Source organism: Brevundimonas sp. BR2-1 (genome assembly GCF_037626195.1).
Taxonomy (GTDB): Bacteria; Pseudomonadota; Alphaproteobacteria; order Caulobacterales; family Caulobacteraceae; genus Brevundimonas.
Map to the genome: position 1 here is coordinate 154,408 of NZ_JARKMV010000002.1, position 26,670 is coordinate 181,077.

Here is a 26,670-nt window from a genome sequence, read left to right on the forward strand (position 1 = left end):
CGCTCGACGGCTCAGTCCGGAGCGTCCTGCGCCAGGGCGATGGCGCCCAGCGGACCGGCCCGGTCGGCCAGGGCGGGAGCCGCGACGAAGTCCTCGATCCGGGCGGCGATCTCCGGCGCCGCGCCGTAGCCGTTCAGACTCCGGATCAGCGCCGTTCTGATCCGGGGCAGCAGGAAGGGTCGCCCGCCGACGACGCCGCCGCCGATCAGGATCCGCTGCGGCGCGGTGGTCAGCGCCAGATTGTGCAGCAGGGCGGCAAGCGCGTGAACCACCTCGTCCCATGCAGGATCGGACGGCGTCAGCCGGTCGCCCGGCTCTCCCGACTTGGCCTGGATCGCCGGACCCGAGGCCAGACCCTCCACGCAGTCTCCATGATAGGGGCAGACGCCGGCCCAAGTCTCGCCGGCCAGACGGGGGATGCGCAGATGCCCGGCCTCGGAATGACCCAGCCCCCGGACGGTGCGACCCCGCACCACGGAGCCGACGCCGATGCCCGTGCCGACGGTGACATAGGCATGGCTGTCCAGGCCCTGCGCCCCGCCCCATCGTCCCTCGGCCAGGGCCGCGCCGTTGACGTCCGTGTCGAACCCGATCGGGACGCCGAACCCGCGCAGCGGCACCAGCACATCGGCGCCGCTCCAGCCGGGTTTGGAAGTGTTGACGATGCGGCCGTATCCGGCGGCGCCGGGGTCCAGCACGAGCGGTCCGAAACTGGCCACGCCGATGGCCGCGAAGCCTTCGGCCTCATGCCAGCGCGTCAGGACGGCCTGGATCGCGGCGAGGGTTTCTCCGGGCGAGGTCGTCTCGATCCGCACCTGCTCGCGGATGTCGTCGGGGCCGGAAGCCAGCAGGCAGACGCATTTTGTCCCGCCCAGCTCCACCCCGGCGAGCAACGGCCCCCGGTTTGACATCAGATCCCTCCCCGCGAACGCGCCCGGCATGGACACAATCCATCGCCCGTCGCGGGACCGCACACAAGGTTCGGGCGACGGCCGACGCCTCCGCCCATTCGGACGGAGGCGCCGCCGTGAGGCTTACCAGCTGACGTTCAGCTTGACGCCGATCTGGTTGTCCTGGAGGCGTTCGCTGAACAGGCCGCGGTAGCCGGCTGAAACGGTGACGCCCTCGCCGGCGCCGACCTCAAGGCCGAAGTCGACGAGACCGGCCATCGGCGGGGCTTCGGCGCCCTCGACGGTGAAGGTCCCGAAGCCGACCGGCGCGCCGGTGAAGCGCATGTCGCCGGTGGCCTGACGGTCGCCCGCGATGGCCATGACGCCGGCCCCGCCGTAGATGCGGAAGCCCTGGCCGTTGACGCGATAGTCCTGCGTCGCGCGGGCGGTGAGCTGCAGCGACTGCCAGTCACGCTCCTGACCCGAGGCCTGCAGCGACAGGCCGCCGGCGCCGGTTTCGGTATAGCCGTCGACCGAGGCGTTGGACGCCGTGCCGATGGCGCCCAGGGCGATCATGCCGGTGTCCGACACCTGGAAGCGGCGCGCCACGCTGGCCGACAGCGCCTGGCCCTCGACGTGGGTATTGCCGCTGGCCGTGCCGCTGAAGGCGCCGACCGTGATCCCGCGGCGGGTGTCCAGATCACCGCCGTAGAACGAGGCCGACAGGTCAGCCGCCCAGACGCCGTCGTCAAAGGCGACATAGCCTGCCGCGTGCGACAGATCGCTTTCGTAGTGGCCCCGACGCGCCACGACATCGCCTTCCAGACGGGTGACCCCGCCGGCGCCGCCGATGCTCATGGAGCCGTTGCGGATTCCGTAGCCGCCCGCGAAGCCGTTCAGGCTGCTTTCGACCCTGGCCTGTCCCGGCTTGCCGTCCAGCGTCTGATCGCCGGACCAGGCCGAGACCCAGCCGCCGGCGCCGCGTTCCGTCGAGGCGGACGGATCGAAGGCGCCGAGGACGTCGCCCAGACGGTCGGCGCTGTTCTCGCGGCCGCCGGCGAAGCTCAGGCTGTCGACGAAGTTCAGGGCCTCGCCGCCGTCGTTGCGACCACCCATCCCGCCATCGCGCACGGCGGTCAGGAAGGTGTCGTTGGCGCTGAACATCGAGGTGGTGACGTCCGCCAGCGGTTCGCCGCTGATGCTGTCGAAGGCCGCGGCGCGATCGGCGGCGTTCAGGCCGGCGATCAGGCTCAGAATGGCCGCCCAGTCGTCCGAGGCCGCCAGCTGGCCGCCCGACAGGGCCTGGCCGACACCGCGCTGGTTCCCCGTTCCGGTCGCGCCAGGATCGAAATCAGTCAGCTCGCGCAGTTCCAGCACCGCCGCGTTCGGGCTCAGGTCATAGCGCACCCGCCAGAACAGGCCTTCCTGGGCCGCTGCGGTGAAGGTTCCGCCGTTGGCGAAGGTCCCCACCAGGTTGTTGGCCTGCAGGAACAGGTAGCGAGTGGAGAAGTTGAAGTCCGTCGCCGCCGCGCCCTGGAAGGTCGGGGCCAGAAGGCCGCCGGTCAGGGTCGCCGTGCCGTTGATGCGCAGCTGGTCGATCAGGTTGCCGCCCGAGGTTCCCAGCACGTCGATGGCCAGGATTCCGCCGTTCAGCGTCAGGCCGCCGGCGGTGAAGCCGCCGATGCCGTTCTGCAGGCCCGCCAGGCCGGGCGACAGGATCGCGCCGTTGGAGGCCGTCAGGGCGCCGCCGATCGTGCCTGCGCCGGTGACGCTGCCGCCCGAGGCCGAGATGCCCCCGGTGGTCGTGCCCGCGAAGCGCAGCTCGCCGCCAATGTTGCTGATCGAGGCGATCGTGTGATCGCCGGTCAGTGTGAACAGGCCGCCGGTGTGAACCAGCGAGCCCGTGCCCGACAGGCGTCCGCCGAAGCCGGACTCGACGCCGCCGAAGGTCAGGCGGCCCGCGCCGACGTTGACGTCGCCGGTCCCGAACAGGGCGCCGATGCGCTCGTTGAAGCCGTTGACATGGAAGGTCGCGCCCGAGGCCACCGACACGATCGCCGCGTCGGACAGGCGCTCATCGGCCCCCAGCCGCAGCGTGCCGGCGTTGATCGACACCTGCTCGCCGCCCGCCGTCCCGGTCAGGGTCGAGACCCCGCCCAGGTTGAACAGGGTTCCGGCGCCGAGGTTGGCGTTCACCGTCGCCGCGTTCAGCTGGTACTGGGCCGCGGTCAGCGTTCCGGTTCCGGCCAGTACGCCGTTGACGACGGCCAGGCCGACCGTGTCGTTGAAGGCGTTCAGGTCCAGCGTCGAACCCGAAGCGACCAGGACCGTGGCCGTATCGGCCAGACGGTTCGAGGCGCCCAGAGCCAGCGTTCCGGCCTGCACCACCACATTGGCGGCGGCGCTCGTCCCCGTCAGCGTCGAAACGCCGCCGGTGTTGAACAGGTCGCCGGCCCCGAGGTTGGCGTCCACCGTCGCGCCGCTCAACTGGTACTGGCCCGCCGTCAGCGTCCCCGTGCCGGCCAGCGTGCCGTTCAGCAGCGCCAGATCGACGGTGTCGTTGAAGGCGCCGAGATCCAGGGTCGCGCCTGAAGCGACCAGGACCGTGGCCATGTCAGCCAGACGATCCGAAGCGCCCAGCGTCAGCGTGCCGCCCTGCACAGAGACCAGCCCGGCGCCGCTCAGGCCGTTCAGCGTCGAAACACCGCCGACGTTGAACAGATTGCCCGCGCCGAGGTTGGCGTTGACGGTCGCGCCGTCGAGACTGTACTCGCCGGCGGTCAGCGTGCCCGTGCCGTTGAGCGCGCCGTTCAGCGCCAGCAGGTCGATCGTCTCGTCAAAGGCGCCGAGGTTCAGGGCCGCGCCCGTCGAGACCGTCACCAGGGCGTTGTCCGCCAGACGGTTCGCTGCGCCCAGGGTCAGGACGCCGTCGTCAACCAGCACATCGTCCGCCGCCGCCGTCCCGTTCAGCGTTGAGACGCCGAGGCTGTACATCACGCCCGCGCCGAGGTTGGCGTTCACCGTCGCGTCGACCAGCAGATAATCGGTCGCCGTAAGCGTACCCGTTCCGTCCAGCGCGCCGCCCAGCACGGCCAGATCGACCGTATCGTCGAAGGCGCCGAGATCCAGGATCGCACCCGAAGCCACAAGGACGGTGGCCATGTCGGCCAGACGATCCGAAGCCCCCAGCGTCAGCGTCCCGGCGCCCACGAACACGAGGCCGGCGTCGCTTGTTCCGTTCAGCGTCGAGACGCCGCCCGTATTCAGCAGATCGCCCGCGCCGAGGTTGGCGTTGATGGTCGCGCCATCGAGATCGTACTCGTCGGCCGTCAGCGTGCCCGTGCCGTTCACGGTTCCGGCCAGGCCCGCGAAGGCCACCGCTTCATTGAAACCGCCGATGTTCAGCGTCGCACCGCTGGAGACTTCGAGGGTGGCCGTGTCCACGATGCGGTCGGACCCGCCCAGTGTGAGCGAGCCGCTGAGCACCGACAGCAGATCGGCGCTTGAGAGGCCGTTCAGGGTCGAGGCGCCGCCGACGACATAGACGGAACCGCCGGCCAGGTTGGCGTTGACCGTCGCGCCGTCCAGCTGATGCTGGACCGCCGTCAGGGTTCCCGTTCCGGCCAGCGTGCCGTTGATCTCGGTCACATTGACCGTGTCGTCGTAGGCGCCGAGGTCGAAGGTGGCGCCCGCCGAAACCTGTAGATCGGCCGTGTCGACGATCCGGTCCGAGGCGCCCAGCGCCAGGGTCCCGCCGTCGACGACCACCAGGTCCGCATTCGACGTGCCGCCAAGCGTCGAGGTTCCGCCGACGTTGACCAGAAGCCCCGCGCCGAGGTTGGCCTGCACCGAACCGCCGTCCAGCGCGTACACGCCGGCGGTCAAGGTACCCGGCCCGTTGAGGACGCCGTTGATGAAGGCGCTGTCCACAGTTTCGTCGAAGCCCTGGAGCTCGACCACGCCGCCGGTGTTGATCAGCAGGTCGGAAGCGTCGGCGAGAACGCCGGAGGCGCCCAGACGGAGGACGCCGTTCACAATCGTCGCACCGGTCGCGGTGTTGGCGCCTGTCAGTGTCAGCCCGTAGGCGGAACCGATGGTCAGACCGCCCGCGCCGCTGATGACGCCGTCGTAAGTGGTCGTTTCGGCCCCGGCCAGCGTCAGACGACCGCCGTCGAGATCGACGAAGCCCGACCCGGTCAGCGCGCCGATGGTTTCGTCGTTCAGCAACGCCAGGGTTCCGCCGGCGCCGATGTTCACGAACGCCGCGTCATTGATGGCCGAACCGCCCGAGGCCGCCAGAACGCCGGCGTTGACTGCCCATGCGGCCGTCGATGCGTCCGTCCCGGTCAGCACCCATGCGCCCGCGCCGTTCTTGGCGCGGCTTTCGAAGTTGAGCACCTGGCCGATATCCAGCGAGCCCACGCCCGAACCATCCAGCACGAAGGCGTCCGCGCCGTCGGCGCCGTCGATGGTCGAGGTGAAGCTGGCGGTGTCGAGCAGGGTGACCGTGTCGGCGCCGTCGCCCGCGTTGAGAGCGCCGTCCAGCGTGCCGCCCAGCGAGATGCTGTCGGCTCCGGCCGCGGTCAGGACCGCGCCCGTCGTGGTCGATCCGGCCTGCAAGGTGAGGATGTCGTCGAAGGCGCCGACGCTTTCGATGGCGTTGACCGAACCGGAGATCGCGCCCGAGCTGGTCAGGTTCAGAGCGGCCAGCGAACGCACGCCGCTTTGTCCGCCGGTGATCACGCCGGTGTTGGCGACGGCGCCGCCGCCCTGCATCAGCAGGCCTTGACCGGTCGTTCCGGTGATCGTCCCGGCGTTCGTGACCGAGCCGGTCAGGAAGTTTACGCCGTTCGTCGCGCCGGTGATCGAACCGCCCGCCAGATTGTTGACGGTGGTCACGCCGTTGCCGACCATGCCCGACCCGACCGTTCCGATCAGGATGCCGTCGTTGGTGATCGTGCCGCCGCCGCTGACGAAGTTCACGGCGTTGCCGCCGCTGATCGTGCCCGAGTTGATGACGGTCGCGTTGATTCCATCCAGGTAAAGGCCGACACCCGTGCCGGTCGTCGTGATCTCGCCGGCCGCCAGGTTGGTGACGCTGGAGTTGGCGCCGAACAGCCGTACGGTGGACGCCGCTCCGCCGCCCTGGATCAGGCCGCTGTTGGTCAGCGTGCCCGCGCCCTGGGTGTAGATGGCGTTGGTGCCCGACGTGATCGTGCCCGTGTTCGAGATCGCGCCGGTCCCGCCGGCGTAGATGCCCGAGTTGTTGAAGTTGGTCACCGAGGCGCTGATCGCGCCCGCGTTGGCCATGTTCAGGTCGCCCAGCGTGCTGATCGCGAACTGACCGCTCATCGTTCCCGATGCGATATTGTTCAGCGTCAGGTTTCCGACCGAGGAGACCGCGGTCAGACTGCCCGTGATCGTCCCCTCGTTGTACACGCTGAGAGCGAAGCCGGTAGTGCTGCTGACGCCCGTGCCGCCGGAGATGACGCTCGCGCTCCCGTAGTTCCAGACAGAGCCGCCCGTGGTCAGAACGCCCTGAGCCGTGCCCTGGATCGAGCCGTAGTTGTAGACCGAGGACCCTAGGCTTTCGACGCCGGTTCCGTTCTGGCTGACGACGGAACCGCCCGACGCGACCGTGAGGAGCGCGTTCCCGGCGAGATGGACGGCGGAGCCTGAAGCCACGTTCACGTTCGAGACCGTCGCTTCACCGCCGCTGTAGACGTCCACGCCGCCCGAAGCGGTGATGGCGCCGCTCAGGGTCACCACGCCGTTGACGCCGACCGAGCCCGCGCCGCTGACGGCGTTGGCGAAGTCATGATTGTCGTTGCGGGAGAAGACCAACGTCGAGCTGTTGGCCAGCACCACAGGGCCGGCGATCGAGCCGGCCGTCGCGCCGTCGCCGATCTGCAGCGTGCCGGCGTCGACGGTCGTTCCGCCAGTATAGTCGCTGTCGCCCGCGAGGATCAGCGTGCCCAGGTCGGTCTTGACCAGACCGCCGGCGCCGGTCAGCGCCGAGGCGATGGTCGCCGACCAGCCGGCGCCGGGCGCCGTGCCGTCGCCGACGCGGATGACCGTGGCGGGATCGGCGAGGGTGATCGCGTCGCCCTCGATCCGGTAGCCGTCGGCCGCGAACTGCATGCCGGTGACGCTGACGAGGCCGTCCACATCATCGACGGTGACCGTGCCGCCCGGGGCCTGGAAGATGGCGAAGCCGGGCTGGGGTTCCATTGCGCCGTTGTAGAGGCCGCCGGCGTCGGTCCAGTTCGAACCCGCCGCCGTCCACACACCCGAGCCGCCGTTGACGGCGCCGTTGTCGTGCTGGGCGCCGTTTCCGCCATCCCAGAACAGCAGTTCGTTCGGCGCGTGGACGATGTTGATCTGACCCGCGACCGAGGTCTGGACCGACACGCGCTGGGCGCCGCCGGGGGTCGTGCCGACCGCAAGACCGTTGTCGGTCAGGGCGCCGCCGTAGGTCATCAGGCCGTAGACGCCGAAACCATAGGCGCCGGTGCTGGCGATATTGACCGTGCCGTCCAGGATCAGATCGCCGGTCACGGCGAACAGGGCGGGACCGCCCGCGCCGCTGAAGGTGGCGTTGATGGTCGAACCGGACGCCAGGGACAGCGAGCTCATGGTCAGGGTGTCGCCCTGCGAGCCGATCAGGGCGCCGCCGTCGGCGACCGTGACCGCTCCCGCGATGGAGCCGCCGCCGCTCAGCGCGGCGCCGCTGGCGACGCCGACGGCGCCCAGCAGATCGCCGTCGACAATCAGGGCGCCGCCCTGGACCGAGACGCCGGCCGCGAAAATGCCGGTTCCGGTCGTCGTCAGCGTGCCCGACTGGTGCGCGAAGGTTTCGAAGAAGCCGAGATTGCTGAAGTTCAGCGAAGCGGAGCCGCCGGCCAGGTTCGAGATGAGGCTGTCCGTGCCCGTTCCTGCGTCGATGAAGCCGCTGAACGATCCACCCTGATAGATGAAGCTGTCCGCTCCGGCGCCGAGGATGGCGCTGGTCATCGAGCCCGTGCTGGCCAGGGTCAGGTTGTCGACGCCGGTGTTGGCTCCGTTGGCGCCGTCGTAGACGCCGTCCAGGACGCCGGCGACGGTGACGGTTCTCGTGCCGGTCGATGTGGCGATGATCTGGCCCGTGGCGGTCGATCCCGCCTGCAGATCGATCGTGGTGGCGCCGGCGCCGGTGATCAGGATCGAACCCGTGCCGCCCGAGATCGCGCCGCCCGACCGGTTGATGATCGTCGTCGTGCCGCTCGCGCTGTTGTTCTGGACGCCAAAGTAGCCGGCGCCGCCGGTGACTGAACCGTAGTTGTCCAGCGAGCCCGCGCCGTGGAAGGTCACGCCCGCGAAGGACGTCGCGCTGACGGAACCGGTGTTCGTCATCGTCAGCGCGCCGACCGACGACACGCCTTCGCTGGCGCCTGTGATCGTGCCTGCGTTGGTGAGGGTGAGCGCGCCGGTCGACGACCGGACGCCGAACAGGGCGCCGGAGATGGTTCCGCCGAGCTGGTTGGTGACGACGCCGCCGGCGTCCAGCAGTACGCCGGCGTCGGCGCCCAGAACGCCACTGGCGTCGATCAGCCCCGCGTTCACGACCGTACCGCCGTTGACCATGCGCACGCCCGCGGCGCGGCCGGCGATCTCGCCGGTGGCCAGGTTGGTCACCGTGCCGCCGTTGACCAGGGTCACCCCCGTGGCGCTGGTCGGAGCGCTGCTGCGATCCGCGCCGGCCAGCGACGTGGCCGCGTCCGTCACAGCGCCGGCGACAATCACGCCGCTGTTGGTGATGCTGTGGGCGAAGCCCGAACCGGAGATGCCGTTCTGGACGCCAGCGATCACGCCATTGTTGATGACAGTGTTGACCCCGCCCGCGAGGGTCGCGCCGTTGTACGCGCCGGCGATCACCCCGCCCGCATTGTTGGTGAGCGACGAAACGCCGTTGGTGTTCACCGCCGTGGCCGTCACGCCCGCGCCGCCGACCGAGCGGATCACGCCGCCGTTGGTCAGGGTCAGGCCGCCGCTGATGGCGCGGACGCCGTAGCCGTCGGTCGCCAGGATCAGGCCGCCGGCCTGGTTGGCGACCGTGCCGCCCGCGTTCAGTAGCACGCCCAGGGCGCCGGAGATCGTTCCGCCGTTGGTGATGCTGGCGCTGGCCGCGTTGGTCTGGATCCCGCCCAGCGTGCCATAGATCTCGCCGCCGGACTGGTTGTTCAGCGTCAGGACGCCGCTGGTGCTGACGCCATAGCCGCCGACCGTGACCGTGCCCGCGATGTTGCGGCCGATCGTGCCGGCGTTGGTGACGCTGACCGCGCTGCTGGAGGCGCTGCCGACGCCGTTGCCCACCGCCGTCGTGATGTAGCCGCCCGCGAAGTTATTGACGGTCAGGCCGCCGGCCGTGTTCTCGATACCGTTCCAGACGTCGCCGACGATCAGGCCGTAGTTGTTGATCACCAGAAGGTCGGTCGAGCCGCTCTCGTGCCGGATGCCGGCGTTGAAGCCCTGGATCGTCGAGCCCGCGCCCGTGTCGGTGAGCGAGCCGTTGTTGATCGTGGTCGTGCCGCCGGCGCCGCCGTTCTGGATATAGACGCCCGCGCCGACGCCGCCGTCGCCGCCCGTGCCGGCGTTCTGGATCAGGCCCAGGTTGGTCACGCTGGCGTTGGCGCCGGTGACGCGAACGCCATTGTATTGGCCGCTCTGCAAGGATGCGCCGTTCGCGACCGTGAGACTGCCGCCGGTGGCGCTGAGGAACACGCCGGTGTTGCTGGCGCCGCTGCGCGAACCGCCGAGGATCAGACTGGACCCCGGGCCGCTGACGGTCAGCTGGCCGGTGGTGGTGATCGCGCCGGCCAGGGTCACGTCCGTGCCGTTGATGTTGATCGCGCCGGAGCCCGAGATGTTCTGGCTGGCCGTGCCGGCGGCGGTGTTCTGGTAGGTCAGCGTGCCGTTGTTGACGATGCTCGCCCCGGAGATCGAGGCGGTCGTGCCCAGCAGGGTCGCGCCCGAGTTGATCCGGGTGACGCCGGCCCAGCTGTTGAGGCCGTTCGTCAGGGTGATGGAGCCGCCGTTGAACGTGACGTACTGACCCGCGCCGCCGACGCCGGTGGTCTCGTAGATGCGGCCGGCCAGGGTGATGGCGCCGCCCGAGGTGTTGTTGAGAATGGTCGGATCGGCGGCCTGCTGGCCGTCGACCACTTCCAGCGAGATGGGGTTGTTGTAGGTCCCGGTCGCGGCGAAATCGATCTGCGGATCGATCATCCGGATCACGCCCGTGCCGGCGCCCGAGGTGTGGCCCAATCGCAGGATGCCCGAGTTGACGACGGTGCCGCCCGTGTAGGTGTTGTTCCCGGAAAGAAGGACCGTGCCCAGCCCGCTGAGGCTCAGCACGCCGGCGCCGCTGACGACGCCCGACTGGGTCAGCGTCTGGCCGGAGGCGGCGTTCAGCGTGCCCGCGCCGGTCATGGCGAGGGTCCGTGTATTGCTCAGCGACGCTGTGGTCGTGATCGAGCCGTTGCCGGTCAAGGTCAGGCCGGTGGCGCCCTGGAACTGCTGGGTGTTGCTGATCGTCAGCGCCGCGCCGTTGATCGTCACGCCGGAGGTGAAGCTGTTCTGGTTGCCAGTGCCGGTCAGGGTCCAGGAGCCGCCCGTGAACGAGCCGGTTTCCCAGCCGCTCAGATTGTCGACGCTGAAGCTGCGCGAGCCCGAACCGCTGAAGGTCAGGCTGTCCGTGCCCGAACCGGCGTGCAGCAGGGTGTAGCCCGTAGCGCTGGTGTTAAGGGTCAGGTTGACGGCGCCGCTGTTGCCGGTGGCGTCGAGGTTGCCCGAGAGCGCGCCGGCCAGGACGAGTGTGCGCGTGCCCGAGCCGGTCGCCACGATCGAACCCGTGGCCGTGGACCCGGCCTGCAGATCGATGGTCGCCGAGCCGGTCCCGCCAAGGAGGAACGAGCCGAGCGCGCCGCTGATGTCGCCGCCCGAAAGGTTCGTCAGGCTCATGGAGCCGCCGTCGAGAACCACGCCGTAACCGCCCGCCGTAGCCGCCGAAATCGTGCCGGCGTTGCTGGTGTTGGTCGTGCCGCCCGTGGTGCGCACCCCGGCGAGGGCGCCCGTGAGCGAGCCTCCGACCAGGTTGTTCACGTTGAGAATGCCCGCGGCGCCGACGGCCGCCGAGCCGGAACCGCCCTGGGTGAAGGCGCCCGCGCCGTCGACCGAGCCGGCGCCGAGGATGCCGCTGTTGTTGACCGTGACGGTGCCCGCCCCGCGGTTCTGGACGCCGCCCGCGCCGCCCCCGACGATCAGGCCGGTGCTGTTGTTCGTGACCGTGACGTTGCCGCTGTTGATCAGCACGCCCGCGCCTTCGCCGGTCGCGCCATAGATGACGCCGCCGCTGTTGTTGGTGACCGTGGACGCCCCGGCAAGTTCGACGCCGGCGAAGCGGTCGCCCTGGATCCTGCCGGTGTTCGTGACGATGCCGCCGGCGTCGGCGCGCACGCCGGCCCAGCGGCCGGTGATCGAGGCCGCGGCGCTGTTGGTCAGCGTCAGATTGCTGGTCGTCGTGTTGACGCCGTAGCCGGCGTCCGTGATGAGGCCGCCCGAATAGGTGATCGTGCCGGTGTTGCCGACCGTGCCGCTGCCGATATTGATCCCCGAGACGGCGCCGCTGCCCGAGGTGATGGTTCCGGCGTTCTGGATGTTGTTGCCGTTCACCGCCGAATAGATGACGTGGCCGGTGGCGCTGACCTGCGAACCGAGGTTCAGCGTCAGGGCGTCCGCCGTCGTCAGGGTGAAGGCCGAGCCCGCGACATTGGTCAGCGAGCCGCTCAGCCGCATCGAGGTCGGCGTGCCGCCGTCGATCAGCCAGCCGGCGCCGCCGTCGCGGCTGCCCGTCAGCGTCAGCGAGCCGCTGACCAGACGATAGGTGTCGAAGTCCGACAGGTCGGCCAGGTCGATGGAACGGCTGACCGCAGTGCTGCCCAGATCGACGAGAAGGCTGTCCGTGCCCGTGCCGCCGCTGATCGTGCCGGCGAAGGTCCCGCCCTGGTAGGTGAAGATGTCGTTGCCGGCGCCGAGCGTTACGCCTTGAATCGAACCGGTCGATCCAAGAATGAAGGCCACCACGCCGCTGCCGGCCGCGCCCTCGAAGTCGCCCGTCAGGACGCCGTTGACGGTCACGGCCCGGGCGCCGGTGTCTTCAGAAACGATGTCGCCGGTGACGGTCGAGCCGAGCTCGAGATTGAGCGTCGCCTGCTCGTTGCTGCTGAGCAGAATGGCGCCCTGCCCGCCCGTGATCGCCCCGCCCCACTGGTTGGTCAGGGTGATGAGCCCGTCCAGGATTTCAACGCCGTAGCCGTGGGTCGCGTCCCCGCCGCCGGTGATCGCGCCACTGTTGGTGATCGTGCCCGTGCCGAACACGTAGGTGGAGTTGATCACGACGCCCGCGAGGCCAGCCCCGCCGGTACCGCCGACTGTGCTGATCGTACCCGTATTGGTCAGGGCCACGGCGCCGCCCGTGATGTTCACCCCGTTGGCGACGCCGCTGAGCGTGCCCGAATTGGTCAGGGTTCCGCCGAAGCTGCTCCAGATGGCGTCATAACCGCTGATGGCGTTGGAGTTGTTGACGGAGCCGCCGCCGCCCAGACGGACGCCCGCCGTGTTAAGTCCGCCGGTTCCGGTGATGGTCCCGGCGTTGGTGACCGTCGTCGGCCCGTTCTGGAGGTAGGCGCCGTTGAGGCCGGTGATCGAGCCGGTGGCGCTGTTCGTCAGCGTGCCGTTCGGGTTGCTGAACCGGACCCCCGCCGCCGCCGTGCCGGTGCCGGTGGAGACGATCGTGCCGTTGTTGGTCGCGTTTATCGTGCCGTTGACCAGGTAAAGGCCGGCCGACGAGTTCGCCGTGCTGTTGATGTTGACGCCGGCGGCGACGTTGACAGTGTAGGAACCGATGTTGGTGTAGACCGCGGTCGCGGCGCTGATGTCGGCGCCGATATTGATCGTGCCGGTCGTGCCGACGGCGGCGCCCGCTACCTCCAGGCCGCGGCTGGTGGCCGTGATCGCGGCGGTCGTGGTGATGTTGATGGCGCCGGAGCCGCCAGTCGTGGTGGCGGAGACGCCGATGGCCGGCGCGGTCGCATTGCCGATGGCCGCGCCGACATTGATGGCGATGGCGTTCGTTCCACCCGAGCTGGTCGCCAGGATTCCGGTCCCGGTTCCCGCCACGGTGCTGTTGATCGTGCCGGCGCCGCTGGTGGTGATCGTGGTTCCGTTGGTGTTGGTCGAATGAATCCCCGTCGGGGCGACGATGGCCGCCTGGGAGGTGATGCTGCTGCCGCCGCCAGTGGCGTCGGCGCGGATGCCGGTGACCAGGGCGTTGATCGAGCCGCCCGTCATCTCGATGGTGCTGCCGTAGAAATTGCTGGCGTTGATGCCGGTGTCGAAGCCCGTGAACGTCGACGACCCGAGCATGATCTGGGCGTTGACTCCGGTGATCGAGTTGAAGCCCGCGATGTGGGTGCCGTTCGCGATGAACGTCTGGCTCTGGTTCGAGGCGTCGAAGAATACGTAACCGCCCAGAGCCTGCAGGTTGATGCCGTAGCTGCCGGTGAAGACCGAGCCGCTGGACGTGATCGAGGCGCCCATATTGGCGTTGGTCGAGATGTAGAGCGCAGAGCCGCCGTTGACGGTCGTCGTGAGCGTGTTCACGCCGGTCAGGGTGACGCCGGTCGAGTTGAGGCCGCTGGTCGAGCCCAGAATGCGAAGGGCGTCTGTCGTCGGAGACCCTGTCGTGTTGTTGATGGTCACGCCGTTGACGCTGGTCGCCGCGGACTGGGTGACGTTGGATATCAGGACGCCGCCGCCCGCGCCCGTCTGGTCGTCGGTGGTGGAACTGCCGCCCGTACGGGTGATCGCACCGCCGCCGGCGGGGCTGGCGATCGTGGTTTGCGCGAAAGCCGGCGACACCGCCAGCGACGCCGCGATCAGCGCCGTGGAGCCCAGCAGGCCCATCCGCATCCGGCGCGAGGCATCGGCGCTGGCCTTCGAGCGAGCAGGCGAGCGCGAGCCCGCGACGGGACGCTTGTTGGAAGCCGACATGTAGAACCCACCCCGAATGGCCGGCTGCCGCCGACACTCAAATACAAATCACGCGCAGAGGCAGGCACACGTCTCCCACTCCGACGGGCGGTAATACATTGGCAACCATAACGAAGGAACGCTTCATATAGCGGCGTTCGTCCCAATCTTGGGACGTCTCGCCTGTGGGGGGATTTCTCCAGTCCCCGCAAGGGTTCTCTGCTCTCCGCGTCGGTGAACGGAACACCTGCCAAACTGTACAGTGCAAGGTCGATTTTAGACTTAAGGATGTGAAAACACCCAGGCGTCCGTACTTGCAGTTGAGCCTTCTACGCCACAGTTCGAACGAAAATCATCGTTCGCCCGTTGTAAGCTGTGGCGCCGCTGCAATAGACGTGGGAGATAGCAGCCTAGCCTTGCAACCAACGCTCCAGCGTGGTGTTGTGTTGGCCGACGCTGTCAAATCATCACGGAGCCGACTCATGAAGAAAACTCTTGCTGCAATCGCCACCGGCGCCCTGCTGATCGCCGGCCAGGCCGTCGCCGCCAACCAGGTTTCGGCCGCCCCGAGCGTCGCCGACCGCGTGGGCAGCACCGCCGGCGCCTCCGACGAGTTCGGTGGTTCGATCGCCCCCGGACTGATCTTCGCTGTTGTGGCCATCGCGGCCTTCGCCGCCGTGACCGCCGCCGACGACGACTCGGAAAGCGACTAAATCGACCGGCCGACGGCTTCGTCGGCCTCGAGATCAATCAGGAACGGCGGCTCCTCCGGGGCCGCCGTTTTCTTTTGCGCGCTTTTCTTTGACGGCCGTCAGGAAACCTCGCCCATCCAGCCGGCCCATCGGCGGCGGCTGTCGATGGGGTCATCCCGCCGGGACGCCGCAACCCGGTCGCGATAGGCCTGGGGTGAAACCTCGTAGGCCTCGCGGAACAACCGGCCGAGCTGGTATTCGTCGGCGAACCCGAAGGCCCGGGCCATGTCCGAAAGGCCGGTCTCCTCCCGGTTGTCGAGCCCCCGCCGGACGCCATCCAGGCGCCGCCTCTGAATCAGTCGCGCCACCCCGCCCTGATCTTCGAACAGTCGATACAGGGCCGAGCGGGACATGCCCGTGCCCCGGCTCAAGGTCGCGACCGACAGGGCCGTGTCGGACAGGTTCTCATCGATCATTCGCTCGACGGCATCCCGGCGAAGATATTCGCGCCTCCGCGCCTCATGGCTGGCGCGCAAGCCCTTGTCCTCGACCGAGGCCAGGATGTGGATGAAGGCGCGGGACAGTCCCGGCTGGGCCTCCGTCTCGATCGCATCGCCGTTGCGGGCCAGGGACTGGAGGAAATCGGCCAGCATCAGATTGCGCGGAGCCGTCAGGATGCGGCCGTGCAGGCCGGCGGTCGTTCCGCGCGCGGCCTCGATGATCTCTCTCGAGACGCTGGCGGTCAGCACATGGGCCGAAACAAACTCGGTCCGCGAGGGCCGGGTGGTGTCGGTCACATAGATGTCGCCGGCGACGGCCACGTCGAACCCGCTCTCCGGTCCTCCCGCGACCTGGCCGGACAGCACCAGGCTGAGCACGAGGTGATCGAAGCCGTCGGTGCCGGCGCGGGCCCCGCGCGAATGAACCACGCCTGACAGGCGCCGCTCGAACAGCAGCAGGCCCTCGAGACGCCAGGCCCTGACCTCGGCCCAAAACGCTCCCGCGCCGCGGGTGACGTCGGATCCGTTGTCGTACAACAGCGCATAGGCCGCGAACGCATCTTCCTCAGGGAGGGTCTGACTGTTGAAACTGAAACGCTCGGACATGCGGTACTGGAACGCTTCAACTGGTTCAGGTGTCGGACAGCGGACACATGGTCTGATTGATCCACGTTCGTCAAGAAATGCCGATGCCCGCAACGTCAAGCCTTCCGAGGTCCCGATGGACGGCCGCCGGATTTTGCTTTAGGTTTAAAATATGTCGTCAGGCCGGGCCGTCAAAAGCATCGCCATCACGGGAGCCGGTCCCGGCGGCCTCTACCTCGCCATATCCCTGAAGCTGCGAAACCCGTCGCTGGACGTCGTGGTCCACGAGCGCAACCGCTCCGATGACACCTTCGGCTGGGGGGTGGTGTTCTCGGACCAGACCCTGGCCAATCTGAAGGCCAATGATCCGGAAACGGCGTCGATCATCGAGGCCGCCTTCGTCCATTGGGACGATATCGACGTCCATATCCGTGGCCGGACGATCCGGTCCGGCGGCCACGGCTTCGCCGGCATCGGCCGACAGAAGTTGTTGAACATCCTGCAGGAACGGGCCGGGTCTCTGGGGGTCGATCTGCGCTTCCAGGATGAGGTTGCCGACATCCGCGCCCTGCCCGCGGACGTGGTCGTGGCCGCCGACGGCCTGAACAGCCGGACCCGGAACGAGGCGCCCGAGGTGTTCGGCGTCGATATCGACCTGCGGGCCAACAAATACATCTGGCTGGGGACCACACGGGCGTTCGACGCCTTCACCTTCGCCTTCGTCGAGACTCCGCACGGCTGGATCTGGGCCCACGCCTACCAGTTCGAACCAGGGGCCTCGACCTTCATCGTCGAATGCACTGAGGCGACCTGGCGCGGCCTCGGCTTCGACGCCATGGACCAGGACCAGACCTGCCGCGCGGCCGAGGTCCTGTTCGCCGACTGGCTGGGCGGCTGCGCCCTGATGAGCAATGCGAAACACCTGCGCGGTTCGGCCTGGCTGAATTTCCCGCGCGTGGCCTGTTCCAACTGGCGCGACGGCAAGGTGGTGTTGCTGGGGGACGCCGCCCACACCGCGCATTTCTCGATCGGCTCGGGGACCAAGCTGGCGTTCGAGGATGCGATTCGTCTGGCCGAGGCCCTGACCGACGGCGGCGACCTGGACACGGCCCTGGCCGCCTATGAGACAGAGCGCCGGGTCGAGGTGCTGAAGCTGCAGAGCGCGGCGCGAAACTCGACCGAATGGTTCGAGACGGTCGACCGCTATGTCCGCCTCGATCCTCTCCAGTTCGCCTACAGTCTGCTGACCCGCAGTCAGCGGGTCAGCCACGAAAACCTGCGCCTGCGCGACCGCGACTTCCTGACCGGGGTCGAGCGCTGGTTCGCTGCGAGCGCCGGCGTTCCGCCTGCGGACGATCCGCCCGCGCCGATGTTCGCGCCCCTGCGCCTGCGCGGCCTGACCCTGCCCAACCGCGTCGTCGTCTCGCCGATGTGCATGTATTCGGCCGAGGACGGGACGGTGGGCGACTTCCACCTCGTTCACCTCGGCGGACGGGCTCTGGGCGGCGCGGGGCTGGTCTTCACCGAGATGACCGATGTCGCGGCCGACGCCCGCATCACGCCCGGCTGCGCGGGGATGTACCGGCCGGAGCACCGCGACGCCTGGAAGCGGATCGTCGACTTTGTCCATAGCCAGGGCTCGCGCATCGCCATCCAGTTGGCTCATGCCGGCCGCAAGGGATCCGTCGAACGCCCCTGGGGCCCGCGGGCCGACCAACCGCTTGAGGAGGGTTGGGAATTGATCGCCCCCTCCCCCGTTCCGTGGTCGGACGAAGACCAGGTCCCGCGGGAAATGACCCGCAGCGACATGGACCGGGTCCGCGACGATTTCGTGCGCGCCACGATCTGGGCCGACGAGGCCGGCTTCGACATGGTCGAGCTGCACTGCGCCCACGGCTATCTGCTGTCGTCTTTCCTGACGCCGGTGTCGAACCAACGCGCCGACGACTATGGCGGCTCCGTCGAGAACCGGTTGCGCTTCCCGCTGGAGGTCTTTGCGGCCATGCGCGCGGTCTGGCCCGACGACAAGCCGATGTCCGTCCGCCTTTCGGCCAGCGACTGGGTCGAGGACGGCCTGACGCCCGAGGACTCCGTCGCCATCGCCCGCGCCTTCGCCCAGGCCGGCTGCGACCTGATCGACGTCTCGGCCGGCCAGACCTCGGAGGAGGCGCGGCCCGTCTACGGCCGCATGTTCCAGACCCCCTTCAGCGATCGCATCCGCAACGAGGCGGGCGTCGCCACCATGGCCGTTGGCAACATCTACGAAACGGACCACGTGAACAGCATTCTCGCCGCCGGCCGCGCCGACCTGTGCGCCCTCGCCCGGCCGCATCTGGCCGACCCGAACTGGAGCCTGCGCGCGGCCGCCGAACTCGGCTGGCGCGGGCAGAAGCCTCCGGTCCAGTACCTCGCCGGCTTCGCCCAGCTGGCCCGCAATCTCGAGAAGCAACAGCAGGCGGGGCCGGTATGAGCCTGAGCGGACATCACGCGGTCGTCACCGGCGCCGGCTCGGGCATCGGCCGCGTCACGGCCGAACGGCTGGCCGAAACCGGCTGTCAGGTCACCCTGATCGGCCGCCATGTGGCCCGACTGAACGAGACCGCCGACCGCATCGGCGACCTGGCCTTCGCCGCCCCGGCGGACGTCACCGACCCGGACGCCCTGGCCGCCGCCATCGAGGCCGGGCGTGACCGGTTCGGGCCGGTCGACATACTGATCAACAACGCCGGCGCCGCGACATCGGCCCCCTTCCTCAAGACCGACGCCGAAGCCCTCCGCGCCATGCTGGCGCTCAATCTCGAGGCGCCCGCCGAGGCCGCGCGGCTGGTCCTGCCCGGCATGCTGACGCGCCGCTGGGGCCGGATCGTCAACATCGCCTCGACCGCCGGGCTCAAGGGCTACGCCTATGTCTCGGCCTATGTCGCGGCCAAGCACGGTCTCGTCGGCCTGACCCGCGCGCTGGCGCTGGAAGTCGCATCGAAGGGCGTCACCGTCAACGCCGTCTGCCCGGGCTTCACCGACACCGACATGGTCGCCCGATCCGTCGAGGCCATCACCGGCAAGACCGGCAGGAGCGAAGAAGAGGCTCGCGCCGCCCTTGCCGCCTCCAATCCGCAAGGCCGGCTGATCACGCCGGACGAGGTGGCCATGACCATCGTCTGGCTGTGCGGCGAGAGCGCCTCGGGCGTCAATGGCGCCGCCGTTCCCGTCGCGGGCGGCGAACTGTGAGCCCCGCCGCCGCCGTTTCGCTGCCGGATCGCCCCCTCCCGGACAGATTGGGCGGCGCGCCCGACGGCAAGCGCGCCCTGCGGCTGTGGCTGCGGCTGCTGACCTGTTCGACGCGGATCGAACAGACCGTGGCCCAGCGGCTGCGCGACGAGTTCGGCTCCACCCTGCCCCGGTTCGACATGCTGTCGGCGCTAGACCGGGCCGGCGAGGCCGGCCTGACCATGGGCGAGGCCGCAGGCATGCTGATGGTTTCCAACGGCAATGTCACCGGCCTCGCCGCGCGGCTCAAGGCCGACGGCCTGATCGAGGCCATGGCCGGCGCCGATCGCCGGGTGCAGCGCGTGCGTCTGACCGCTCTGGGCCAGACCCGCTTCACCGCCATGGCCCACGCCCACGAAGGCTGGATCGAAGCCCTGTTCGCCGACCTGACCGAGACCGAGGCCGATGACCTGACCCGCTTGCTGGAGCGCGCCAAGCGCTCGCTATACGCCACCACCCCCGAGGAATTGGGCACGAGGAGCTGAACGGATGAAGGCGCGCGACTACAAGGCGGCCCACTTCCTGTGGTCGGTCGACGACGACGGCGTCGCTGTCCTGACCCTGAACCGGCCCGAGCGGAAGAATCCGCTGACGTTCGAATCCTATGCCGAGATGCGCGACCTGTTCCGCGCCCTGGTCCACGCCGACGACTGCAAGGTTATCATCGTCACGGGGGCCGGCGGCAATTTCTCGTCGGGCGGCGACGTGCACGAGATCATCGGTCCGCTGACCGAAATGGACATGCCGGCCTTGCTGACCTTCACCCGCATGACCGGCGATCTGGTCAAGGCCATGCGCGGCTGCCCGCAGCCAGTGATCGCCGCGCTGGACGGGGTCTGCGTCGGGGCCGGGGCGATCATGGCCATGGCCTCGGACCTGCGCATCGCCACGCCGCGGACGAAGACGGCCTTCCTGTTCACCCGCGTGGGTCTGGCCGGCTGCGACATGGGCGCCTGCGCCATCCTGCCCCGCCAGATCGGTCAGGGCCGCGCGTCGGAACTGCTGTTCACCGGCCGGATCATGACCGCCGACGAAGGCGAGCGCTGGGGTTTCCACAATCGCGTCGTCGAGGGCGAGGCGCTGATGGAGACGGCGCTGGAACTGGCCCGTTCGCTGGCGAAGGGCCCGACCTTCGCCCACGGCGTCACCAAGAACCAGCTCAACATCGAATGGGATATGAGCCTGGACGCCGCCATCGAGTCGGAGGCCCAGGCCCAGGCCATCTGCATGCAGACCAACGACTTCCGCCGCGCGTATGAGGCCTTCGCGGCCAAGCGCGAGCCGGTGTTCGAGGGGAACTGAGCCATGGCGGACCGCACCTTTCTGGACTGGCCCTTCTTCGACGACCGCCACCGCGCCTTCGCCACCGCTATCGAGGCCTGGGCCGAGGCGAACGGCGACGCGCTGCACCTGCACGGCGACCACGACCTCGACGGTGACTGTCGCACCATCGTGAGGGCGCTGGCGGAGGGCGGCTGGCTCCGCAACGCCGTGCCCGACGCGAACGGCAGGCTGGACGTGCGGACCCTGTGCTTGACCCGCGAGACGCTGGCCCGCCATTCCGGCCTCGCCGACTTCGTCTTCGCCATGCAGGGCCTCGGTTCCGGGCCGATCAGCCTGTTCGGGACGGACGATCAGAAGGCCCGCTGGTTGCCCGGCGTCGCCTCGGGCGAGACCATCGCCGCCTTCGCCCTGTCGGAGCCCGACGCCGGCTCGGACGTCGCCGCCCTGTCGACCAGCGCGCGGCGCGACGGCGACGGCTGGGTGCTGGACGGGACCAAGACCTTCATCTCCAACGGCGGCCTCGCCGACCGCTACACCGTCTTCGCCCGCACCGGCGAGGGGTCGGGAGCCAAGGGCATCAGCGCCTTCGTCGTCGACGCCGATACGCCCCGTTTCGAGATCGTCGAACGCATTCCCCTGATGGCCGCCCATCCGCTGGCCACGATCCGGTTCAACGCCTGCCGCATCGACGGCGACCGCATCCTCGGCGCGCCGGGCGACGGCTTCCGCATCGCCATGGCCACCCTGGACGTGTTCCGCTCCACCGTCGCCGCCGCCGCCCTCGGCTTCTCGCGCCGCGCCTTCGACGAGGCCGCCGCGCGCACAGTGGCCCGCAAGCTGTTCGGCGCGCCGATGAGCGACCTGCAACTGGTCCAGGCCTCGCTGGCCGACATGGCCTTGAAGATCGACGCCTCGGCCCTGCTGATCTACCGCGCCGCCTGGCTGAAGGATCAGGGCGCGCCGCGCGTCACCCGAGAGGCCGCGATGGCCAAGCTCTACGCCACCGACGAGGCCCAGCAGGTCATCGATCAGGCCGTACAGCTGTTCGGCGGACTCGGCGTCGTCTCGGGGCATCCGGTCGAGCGGCTGTATCGCGAGATCCGCGCGCTACGCATCTATGAGGGCGCCTCCGAGGTGCAGAAGATCGTTATCGCCCGGCAGGTGCTGGCGGGCCTGGGAGGCGCCTGATGGGGACCAGCGCGCATATCGACCGGTTTGTGCTGGACCACCTGCCGCCGGTGGAGCAGCAACCCGAGCTGGTCTTCGACCTGCCCGAACTCATTTATCCCGAGCGGCTGAACGCCGGTGTCGACCTGCTGCGCCGGGCCATCGAGGCGGGGGGACCCGAGGCCCGCGCCCTGATCGACCACGACCACGAGTTCTCGTGGGCTCGCGTCGACGCCATCTCGGGCCGGATGGCGCAGGTGCTGGTCGGGGAGATGGGACTGGTCCCCGGCAATCGGGTGCTGCTGCATGGACCCAACTCGTCCTGGACGGTCCTGGCCTGGTTCGCGATCCTGAAGGCCGGCGGCGTTGTGGTCGCCACCATGCCCATGCTGCGCGCCGCCGAACTGGCCACCGTGATCGACAAGGCGCAGATCAGCCACGCGCTGGTCTATTCGGCCCTCGCCGACGCCGTGATCGAAGCCCGGGGGGCGACCACCTCGCTGACGCAGGTGATGGATTCGGCCACGTTGCAGAAGGCCGCCCAAGCCCTGCCCGTCGGCTTCCGCTTCGACCCCGTCGACACGGCCGCCGACGATCCCGCCCTGATCGCCTTCACCTCGGGCACGACGGGCAAGCCCAAGGGCTGCGTCCACTTCCATCGCGACATCCTCGCCATGGCCGACACCTTCGCAAAGCACATCGTCGGCCTGACGAAGGACGATGTCGTCGTCGGCACCCCGCCGATCGCCTTCACCTTCGGCCTCGGCGGGCTGGTGGTGTTTCCGGCCGCCGCGGGCGCCGCGACCGCCTTCGCCCCCCGCCCCGGCTTCGACGCCCTCGCCGAGACCATCGCCCGTCATCGCGCCACCGCCCTGTTCACGGCCCCGACCGGCTACCGCGCCCTGATGAAGCTGGCCGGCGATCATGACCTGTCGAGCCTGCGCACCTGCGTCTCGGCCGGCGAGGCCCTGCCCGCCGCCACCTCGGACGCCTGGCATCAGGCGACCGGCGTCCGCATCATCGACGGCATCGGTTCGACCGAGATGATCCACGTCTTCATTTCCGCGCGCGGCGACGACATCCGTCCGGGCTCCACCGGCAAGGCCGTGCCCGGCTATCAGGCCCGCATCATCGACGCCGACGGAAAGCCCCTGCCCCCGGGCCAGACCGGCCGCCTCGCCGTGCGCGGTCCGACAGGCTGCCGCTACCTCGATGACGAACGGCAGGCGGCCTATGTCCAGGACGGCTGGAACCTGACCGGCGACGTCTACCGGCTGGATGAGGACGGCTGGTTCTGGTTCGTGGCCCGGTCCGACGACATGATCATCTCGTCCGGCTACAACATCGGCGCGCCCGAGGTGGAGCACGCCCTGCTGCGCCACCCCGCCGTCGCCGAGGCCGCCGTCATCGGCGCGCCCGATCCGGAACGCGGCCAGATCGTCCAGGCCTTCGTCGTGCTGAACGAAGGCCACGTCCCGTCCGAGGTCCTGCGCGGCGAGCTCCAGACCTTCGTCAAGGGCGTCATCGCTCCCTATAAATACCCGCGCGGCCTCGACTTCGTGGACGCGCTGCCCAAGACCCAGACCGGCAAGCTGCAGCGTTTCCGGCTGAAGGAGCCGACATGAGCGGCGAGGTTTTCACCAGCCGACGCCGCGTCCGCTTCGCCGACTGCGACGCGGCGGGCATCGTCTTCTTCCCGCGCTATTTCGAGATGCTGAACGGCGTGGTCGAGGACTGGTTCGCGGGGCCGCTTGAGGCCTCGTTCCGTGAATTGCACCTCAACCGCCACGTCAGCGTTCCGACCGCCGCCGTCGAGGCCCGTTTCATCGCGCCCTCGCGGCTGGAGGACGACCTGACCTGCGCCCTGACCGTGACGAGGCTGGGCGGCGCCTCCTGCGGCCTGCGCCATCGGATCAGCGCCGGCGACCAGCTGCGCTTCGAGGCGACCCAGACCATCGTCCATGTCGGCGCCTCGCTGAAGCCCGAGCCCTGGCCCGAACCCTTGCGCGCCCGTATCGCCCCCTTCGTGGAGACCGCCCCGTGAACCGCGTCCTGTTGCCCGAAGGCTGGCCCCGGCCCAAGGGCTATTCCAACGGTGTCGAGGCGACGGGCCGCACCGTCTTCGTCGCCGGCCAGATCGGCTGGACGCCCGAGGGGGTGTTCGCCGAAACGGACTTCTCCGGCCAGTTCCGCCAGACGATCCGGAACACCCTCGCCGTCCTGACCGAGGCAGGCGCCGGTCCCGAGCACATCGTCCGCATGACCTGGTATGTGGTCGACAAGACCGAATACCTCTCCGCCCTGCGCGAGATCGGCGCGGTCTGGCGCGAGCTGATCGGCCCCCACTACCCCGCCATGGCCGTGGTCGAGGTCAAGGGACTGATCGAGGACGCCGCCCGCATCGAGATCGAGACCACCGCCGTCATTCCCTCATAGGGCCTGGCCCTTGTAAGGCTTGGCGCCGCGCGATTCCGGGGCCAAAGCTGAACCATGCGGCTGCACGACGACGTCCTGGGCGCCCTTGAGGCCGAGGCCATTCACATCTTCCGGGAGGCCGCCGCCGAATGCGAGCGGCCCGTGCTGTTGTTCTCGGGCGGCAAGGATTCCGCCGTCCTGCTGCATCTGGCGCGCAAGGCCTTCTTCCCCGCCCCGCCGCCCTTCCCGCTGCTGCACGTCGATACGATGTGGAAATTCCGCGAGATGTACGCCTTTCGCGATCAGGCGGCGGCGGAGGCCGGGATGGAACTGCTGGTCCACCGCAATCCGGAAGCCTTGGCCGAAGGGATCAATCCGTTCGACCATGGAGCCAGCATCCACACCGACCTCTGGAAGACCCAGGGGCTGAAACAGGCGCTGGACCTGCACCGCTTCGACGCGGCCTTCGGAGGCGCGCGGCGCGACGAGGAGAAGAGCCGGGCCAAGGAGCGGATCGTCTCGGTCCGCAACGCCGCCCACGGCTGGGACCCCAAACGCCAGCGGCCCGAGCTCTGGAGCCTGTACAACACCCGCCTGAACGCCGGCGAGAGCCTGCGGGTCTTCCCGCTGTCCAACTGGACCGAACTGGACGTCTGGCGCTACGTCCAGCGTGAGGCCGTCGCCCTGCCCTCGCTTTATTTCGCCGCCGAACGGCCGGTCATCGAGCGCGACGGCGCCCTGCTGATGGTCGACGACGACCGCATGGTCCTGCGCTCCGGCGAACAGGCTCGCCCGCGCCGCGTGCGCTTCCGCACCCTCGGCTGCTGGCCCCTGACCGCCGCCGTCGACAGCGACGCTGACACGCTCGACGCCGTGATCCGCGAGGTGCGCGACGCCTCGCTCTCCGAACGCCAGGGCCGCGCCATCGACCACGACCCCGCCGCCTCCATGGAGCGGAAGAAGCGGGAGGGCTATTTCTGATGGCTGACAGCCCCCGCGAAATCGTCCGCCTGATCACCTGCGGCTCGGTCGACGACGGCAAGTCCACCCTGATCGGCCGCCTGTTGCATGAGGCGGGCGCCGTGCCCGCCGACCAGACCGCCGCCCTGCCCCTGATCGACGGCCAGCCCGACCTGTCCTTCCTCGTCGACGGCCTGGCCGCCGAGCGCGAACAGGGCATCACCATCGACGTGGCCTACCGCTTCTTCGACATCGGCGAGCGCCGCTTCATCCTGGCCGACACGCCGGGGCACGAGCAGTACACGCGCAACATGGTCACAGCCGCCTCGACGGCGGACGTGGCCGTCGTCCTGATCGACGCGCGCAAGGGCGTGCTGACCCAGACCCGGCGGCACAGCCGTCTGCTGGCCCTGCTGGGCGTCAGGCGCGTGGTGCTGGCGGTCAACAAGATGGATCTGGTCGAGGGGTCGCAGGACCGGTTCGACGCCATCGTCGACGACTACCGCGCCTTCGCCGCCTCCATCGGCCTGACCGATGTCGCGGCCATCCCCCTCAGCGCCCGGCGCGGCGACAACGTGATGACTGCGGGAGCCATGCCCTGGTACACGGGCCCGACCCTGATGTCCCATCTGCAGACCGTTGGGCTTTCGGAGGCCGCGCCCGGCCCCCTGCGCATGGCGGTTCAGGGCGTGACCCGGCACGCCGATTTCCGGGGCTTCACCGGCCGCATCGAGGCCGGCACGGTGCGCCCCGGCGACGCCGTCCGCATCCTGCCATCAGGCGTCAGCGCGGCGGTAGCGCGGATCGTCGCCCTCGACGGCGACCTCGAGCAGGCCCGCGGCGGCCAGTCCGTGACCCTGTCCCTGACCCCCGACGTCGATGTCTCCCGCGGCGACCTGGTTGCGGCCGCCGACGCCCCGCCCGAGGTCGCCGACCAGTTCGACGCCCATGTCGTCTGGATGTCCGACCGCCCCCTGCTCCCGGGCCGGGCCTACTGGCTCAAACTCGGCGCCGCCACCGTGCCCGCCCGGATCAGCGACATCCGTCACAAGGTCAATGTCGACACCGGCGAGGAACTGGCCGCCACGACCCTGACGCTGAACGACATCGGCCGCTGCACCCTGGCCCTCGACGCGCCCGTCGCCTTCGAGCCCTATGCCTTCAACCGCGACCTCGGCGGCTTCATCCTGATCGACCGGATGACCAACGAGACCGCCGGCGCGGGGATGATCCGCTTCGCCCTGCGCCGGTCGGCCAACGTCCGGCCGCAGGCGCTCAGCGTCAGCCGCGCCGACCGCGCCGCCCTGAAGCGACAGTCGCCGCTGGTGCTCTGGTTCACCGGCCTGTCGGGCGCCGGCAAGTCGACCATCGCCAACCGCGTCGAACAGCGGCTGAACGCCGAGGGCCTGCACACCGTCCTGCTGGACGGCGATAACGTCCGTCACGGTCTGAACCGCGACCTGGGCTTCACCGACGCCGACCGGGTCGAGAACATCCGCCGCGTGGCCGAGGTCGCCCGGCTGATGACCGACGCGGGTCTGATCGTGCTGGTCTCCTTCATCTCGCCCTTCCGCGACGAGCGCCGCATGGCGCGCGAGCGGATGGAGCCGGGCGAGTTCGTTGAAATCTTCGTCGACGCTCCGCTCGAGGTCGCAGAGGCGCGCGACGTCAAGGGCCTGTACGCCAAGGCGCGGGCCGGCCAGCTTGAGAATTTCACCGGCATCGACAGCGCCTATGAGTCCCCTGAGGCGCCCGAACTGCGCATCGACGCCGCCGCCTGCTCGCCCGACGAGGCCGCCGAACAGGTCATGGCCCTGATCCACGCCCGCCAGGCGCGCTGAG

General features: G+C 69.4%; 14 protein-coding genes. 11 read left to right on the forward strand and 3 right to left on the reverse strand.

The features are described from left to right. Nucleotides 1–11 precede the first annotated feature (11 nt). Nucleotides 12–911, reverse strand: a complete 900-nt coding sequence (locus BrevBR_RS10335; RefSeq protein ID WP_332641410.1) for an ROK family protein — start codon at nucleotides 909–911, stop codon at nucleotides 12–14. Between the two features lie 123 nt (nucleotides 912–1,034). Continuing rightward, on the reverse strand, nucleotides 1,035–13,979 hold the full coding sequence (locus BrevBR_RS10340) for a hypothetical protein (RefSeq protein ID WP_340000885.1): 12,945 nt from the start codon (nucleotides 13,977–13,979) through the stop codon (nucleotides 1,035–1,037). Between the two features lie 461 nt (nucleotides 13,980–14,440). Between BrevBR_RS10340 and BrevBR_RS10345 the strand changes: the two genes are divergently transcribed. Beyond that, nucleotides 14,441–14,671, forward strand: coding sequence for a hypothetical protein (locus BrevBR_RS10345; RefSeq protein ID WP_332641412.1), 231 nt, complete (start codon nucleotides 14,441–14,443; stop codon nucleotides 14,669–14,671). Nucleotides 14,672–14,769: 98 nt separating this feature from the next. Here BrevBR_RS10345 and BrevBR_RS10350 read toward each other — a convergent pair whose 3' ends face one another. After that, nucleotides 14,770–15,756, reverse strand: coding sequence for a helix-turn-helix domain-containing protein (locus BrevBR_RS10350; RefSeq protein WP_340000886.1), 987 nt, complete (start codon nucleotides 15,754–15,756; stop codon nucleotides 14,770–14,772). 151 nt (nucleotides 15,757–15,907) lie between these two features. On the opposite strand from BrevBR_RS10350, the gene BrevBR_RS10355 reads away from it, so the two are divergent. The 10 genes from BrevBR_RS10355 to cysC are packed head-to-tail and all read left to right on the forward strand — an operon-like array spanning nucleotide 15,908 to nucleotide 26,669. Next, nucleotides 15,908–18,205 (forward strand): bifunctional salicylyl-CoA 5-hydroxylase/oxidoreductase, encoded by a 2,298-nt coding sequence (locus BrevBR_RS10355; RefSeq protein ID WP_340000887.1) that lies wholly within the window; start codon nucleotides 15,908–15,910, stop codon nucleotides 18,203–18,205. Continuing rightward, nucleotides 18,202–18,963, forward strand: a complete 762-nt coding sequence (locus tag BrevBR_RS10360) for an SDR family NAD(P)-dependent oxidoreductase (protein WP_332641415.1) — start codon at nucleotides 18,202–18,204, stop codon at nucleotides 18,961–18,963. The genes BrevBR_RS10355 and BrevBR_RS10360 overlap by 4 nt, the downstream gene beginning before the upstream one ends. Continuing rightward, on the forward strand, nucleotides 18,960–19,487 hold the full coding sequence (locus BrevBR_RS10365; RefSeq protein WP_332641416.1) for a MarR family winged helix-turn-helix transcriptional regulator: 528 nt from the start codon (nucleotides 18,960–18,962) through the stop codon (nucleotides 19,485–19,487). Before BrevBR_RS10360 ends, BrevBR_RS10365 begins: the two co-directional genes overlap by 4 nt. A 4-nt stretch (nucleotides 19,488–19,491) precedes the next feature. Beyond that, on the forward strand, nucleotides 19,492–20,304 hold the full coding sequence (locus BrevBR_RS10370) for an enoyl-CoA hydratase family protein (protein ID WP_340000888.1): 813 nt from the start codon (nucleotides 19,492–19,494) through the stop codon (nucleotides 20,302–20,304). Nucleotides 20,305–20,307: 3 nt separating this feature from the next. Beyond that, nucleotides 20,308–21,474: an acyl-CoA dehydrogenase family protein gene (locus tag BrevBR_RS10375; protein ID WP_340000889.1), complete on the forward strand. Its 1,167-nt coding sequence runs from the start codon at nucleotides 20,308–20,310 to the stop codon at nucleotides 21,472–21,474. Beyond that, a complete protein-coding gene (locus BrevBR_RS10380; RefSeq protein ID WP_340000890.1) occupies nucleotides 21,474–23,078 on the forward strand; it encodes an AMP-binding protein in 1,605 nt (534 codons plus the stop codon). Before BrevBR_RS10375 ends, BrevBR_RS10380 begins: the two co-directional genes overlap by 1 nt. Then, nucleotides 23,075–23,497, forward strand: coding sequence for an acyl-CoA thioesterase (locus BrevBR_RS10385; protein WP_340000891.1), 423 nt, complete (start codon nucleotides 23,075–23,077; stop codon nucleotides 23,495–23,497). The genes BrevBR_RS10380 and BrevBR_RS10385 overlap by 4 nt, the downstream gene beginning before the upstream one ends. Then, entirely contained in the window at nucleotides 23,494–23,889 is a 396-nt protein-coding gene (locus tag BrevBR_RS10390) for a RidA family protein (RefSeq protein WP_332641421.1), read from the forward strand. Before BrevBR_RS10385 ends, BrevBR_RS10390 begins: the two co-directional genes overlap by 4 nt. A gap of 54 nt (nucleotides 23,890–23,943) precedes the next feature. Next, a complete protein-coding gene (gene cysD / locus BrevBR_RS10395; protein WP_340000892.1) occupies nucleotides 23,944–24,849 on the forward strand; it encodes a sulfate adenylyltransferase subunit CysD in 906 nt (301 codons plus the stop codon). Continuing rightward, on the forward strand, nucleotides 24,849–26,669 hold the full coding sequence (gene cysC, locus BrevBR_RS10400) for an adenylyl-sulfate kinase (protein ID WP_340000893.1): 1,821 nt from the start codon (nucleotides 24,849–24,851) through the stop codon (nucleotides 26,667–26,669). Before cysD ends, cysC begins: the two co-directional genes overlap by 1 nt. Nucleotide 26,670 lies beyond the last annotated feature (1 nt).

Coding starts and splice junctions, on each gene's coding strand:
- BrevBR_RS10335 (WP_332641410.1), bottom strand. CDS start 911: ATGTCAAACCGGGGGCCGTTGCTCGCCGGGGTGGAGCTGGGCGGGACA.
- BrevBR_RS10340 (WP_340000885.1), bottom strand. CDS start 13,979: ATGTCGGCTTCCAACAAGCGTCCCGTCGCGGGCTCGCGCTCGCCTGCT.
- BrevBR_RS10345 (WP_332641412.1), top strand. CDS start 14,441: ATGAAGAAAACTCTTGCTGCAATCGCCACCGGCGCCCTGCTGATCGCC.
- BrevBR_RS10350 (WP_340000886.1), bottom strand. CDS start 15,756: ATGTCCGAGCGTTTCAGTTTCAACAGTCAGACCCTCCCTGAGGAAGAT.
- BrevBR_RS10355 (WP_340000887.1), top strand. CDS start 15,908: ATGTCGTCAGGCCGGGCCGTCAAAAGCATCGCCATCACGGGAGCCGGT.
- BrevBR_RS10360 (WP_332641415.1), top strand. CDS start 18,202: ATGAGCCTGAGCGGACATCACGCGGTCGTCACCGGCGCCGGCTCGGGC.
- BrevBR_RS10370 (WP_340000888.1), top strand. CDS start 19,492: ATGAAGGCGCGCGACTACAAGGCGGCCCACTTCCTGTGGTCGGTCGAC.
- BrevBR_RS10375 (WP_340000889.1), top strand. CDS start 20,308: ATGGCGGACCGCACCTTTCTGGACTGGCCCTTCTTCGACGACCGCCAC.
- BrevBR_RS10380 (WP_340000890.1), top strand. CDS start 21,474: ATGGGGACCAGCGCGCATATCGACCGGTTTGTGCTGGACCACCTGCCG.
- BrevBR_RS10385 (WP_340000891.1), top strand. CDS start 23,075: ATGAGCGGCGAGGTTTTCACCAGCCGACGCCGCGTCCGCTTCGCCGAC.
- cysD (WP_340000892.1), top strand. CDS start 23,944: ATGCGGCTGCACGACGACGTCCTGGGCGCCCTTGAGGCCGAGGCCATT.
- cysC (WP_340000893.1), top strand. CDS start 24,849: ATGGCTGACAGCCCCCGCGAAATCGTCCGCCTGATCACCTGCGGCTCG.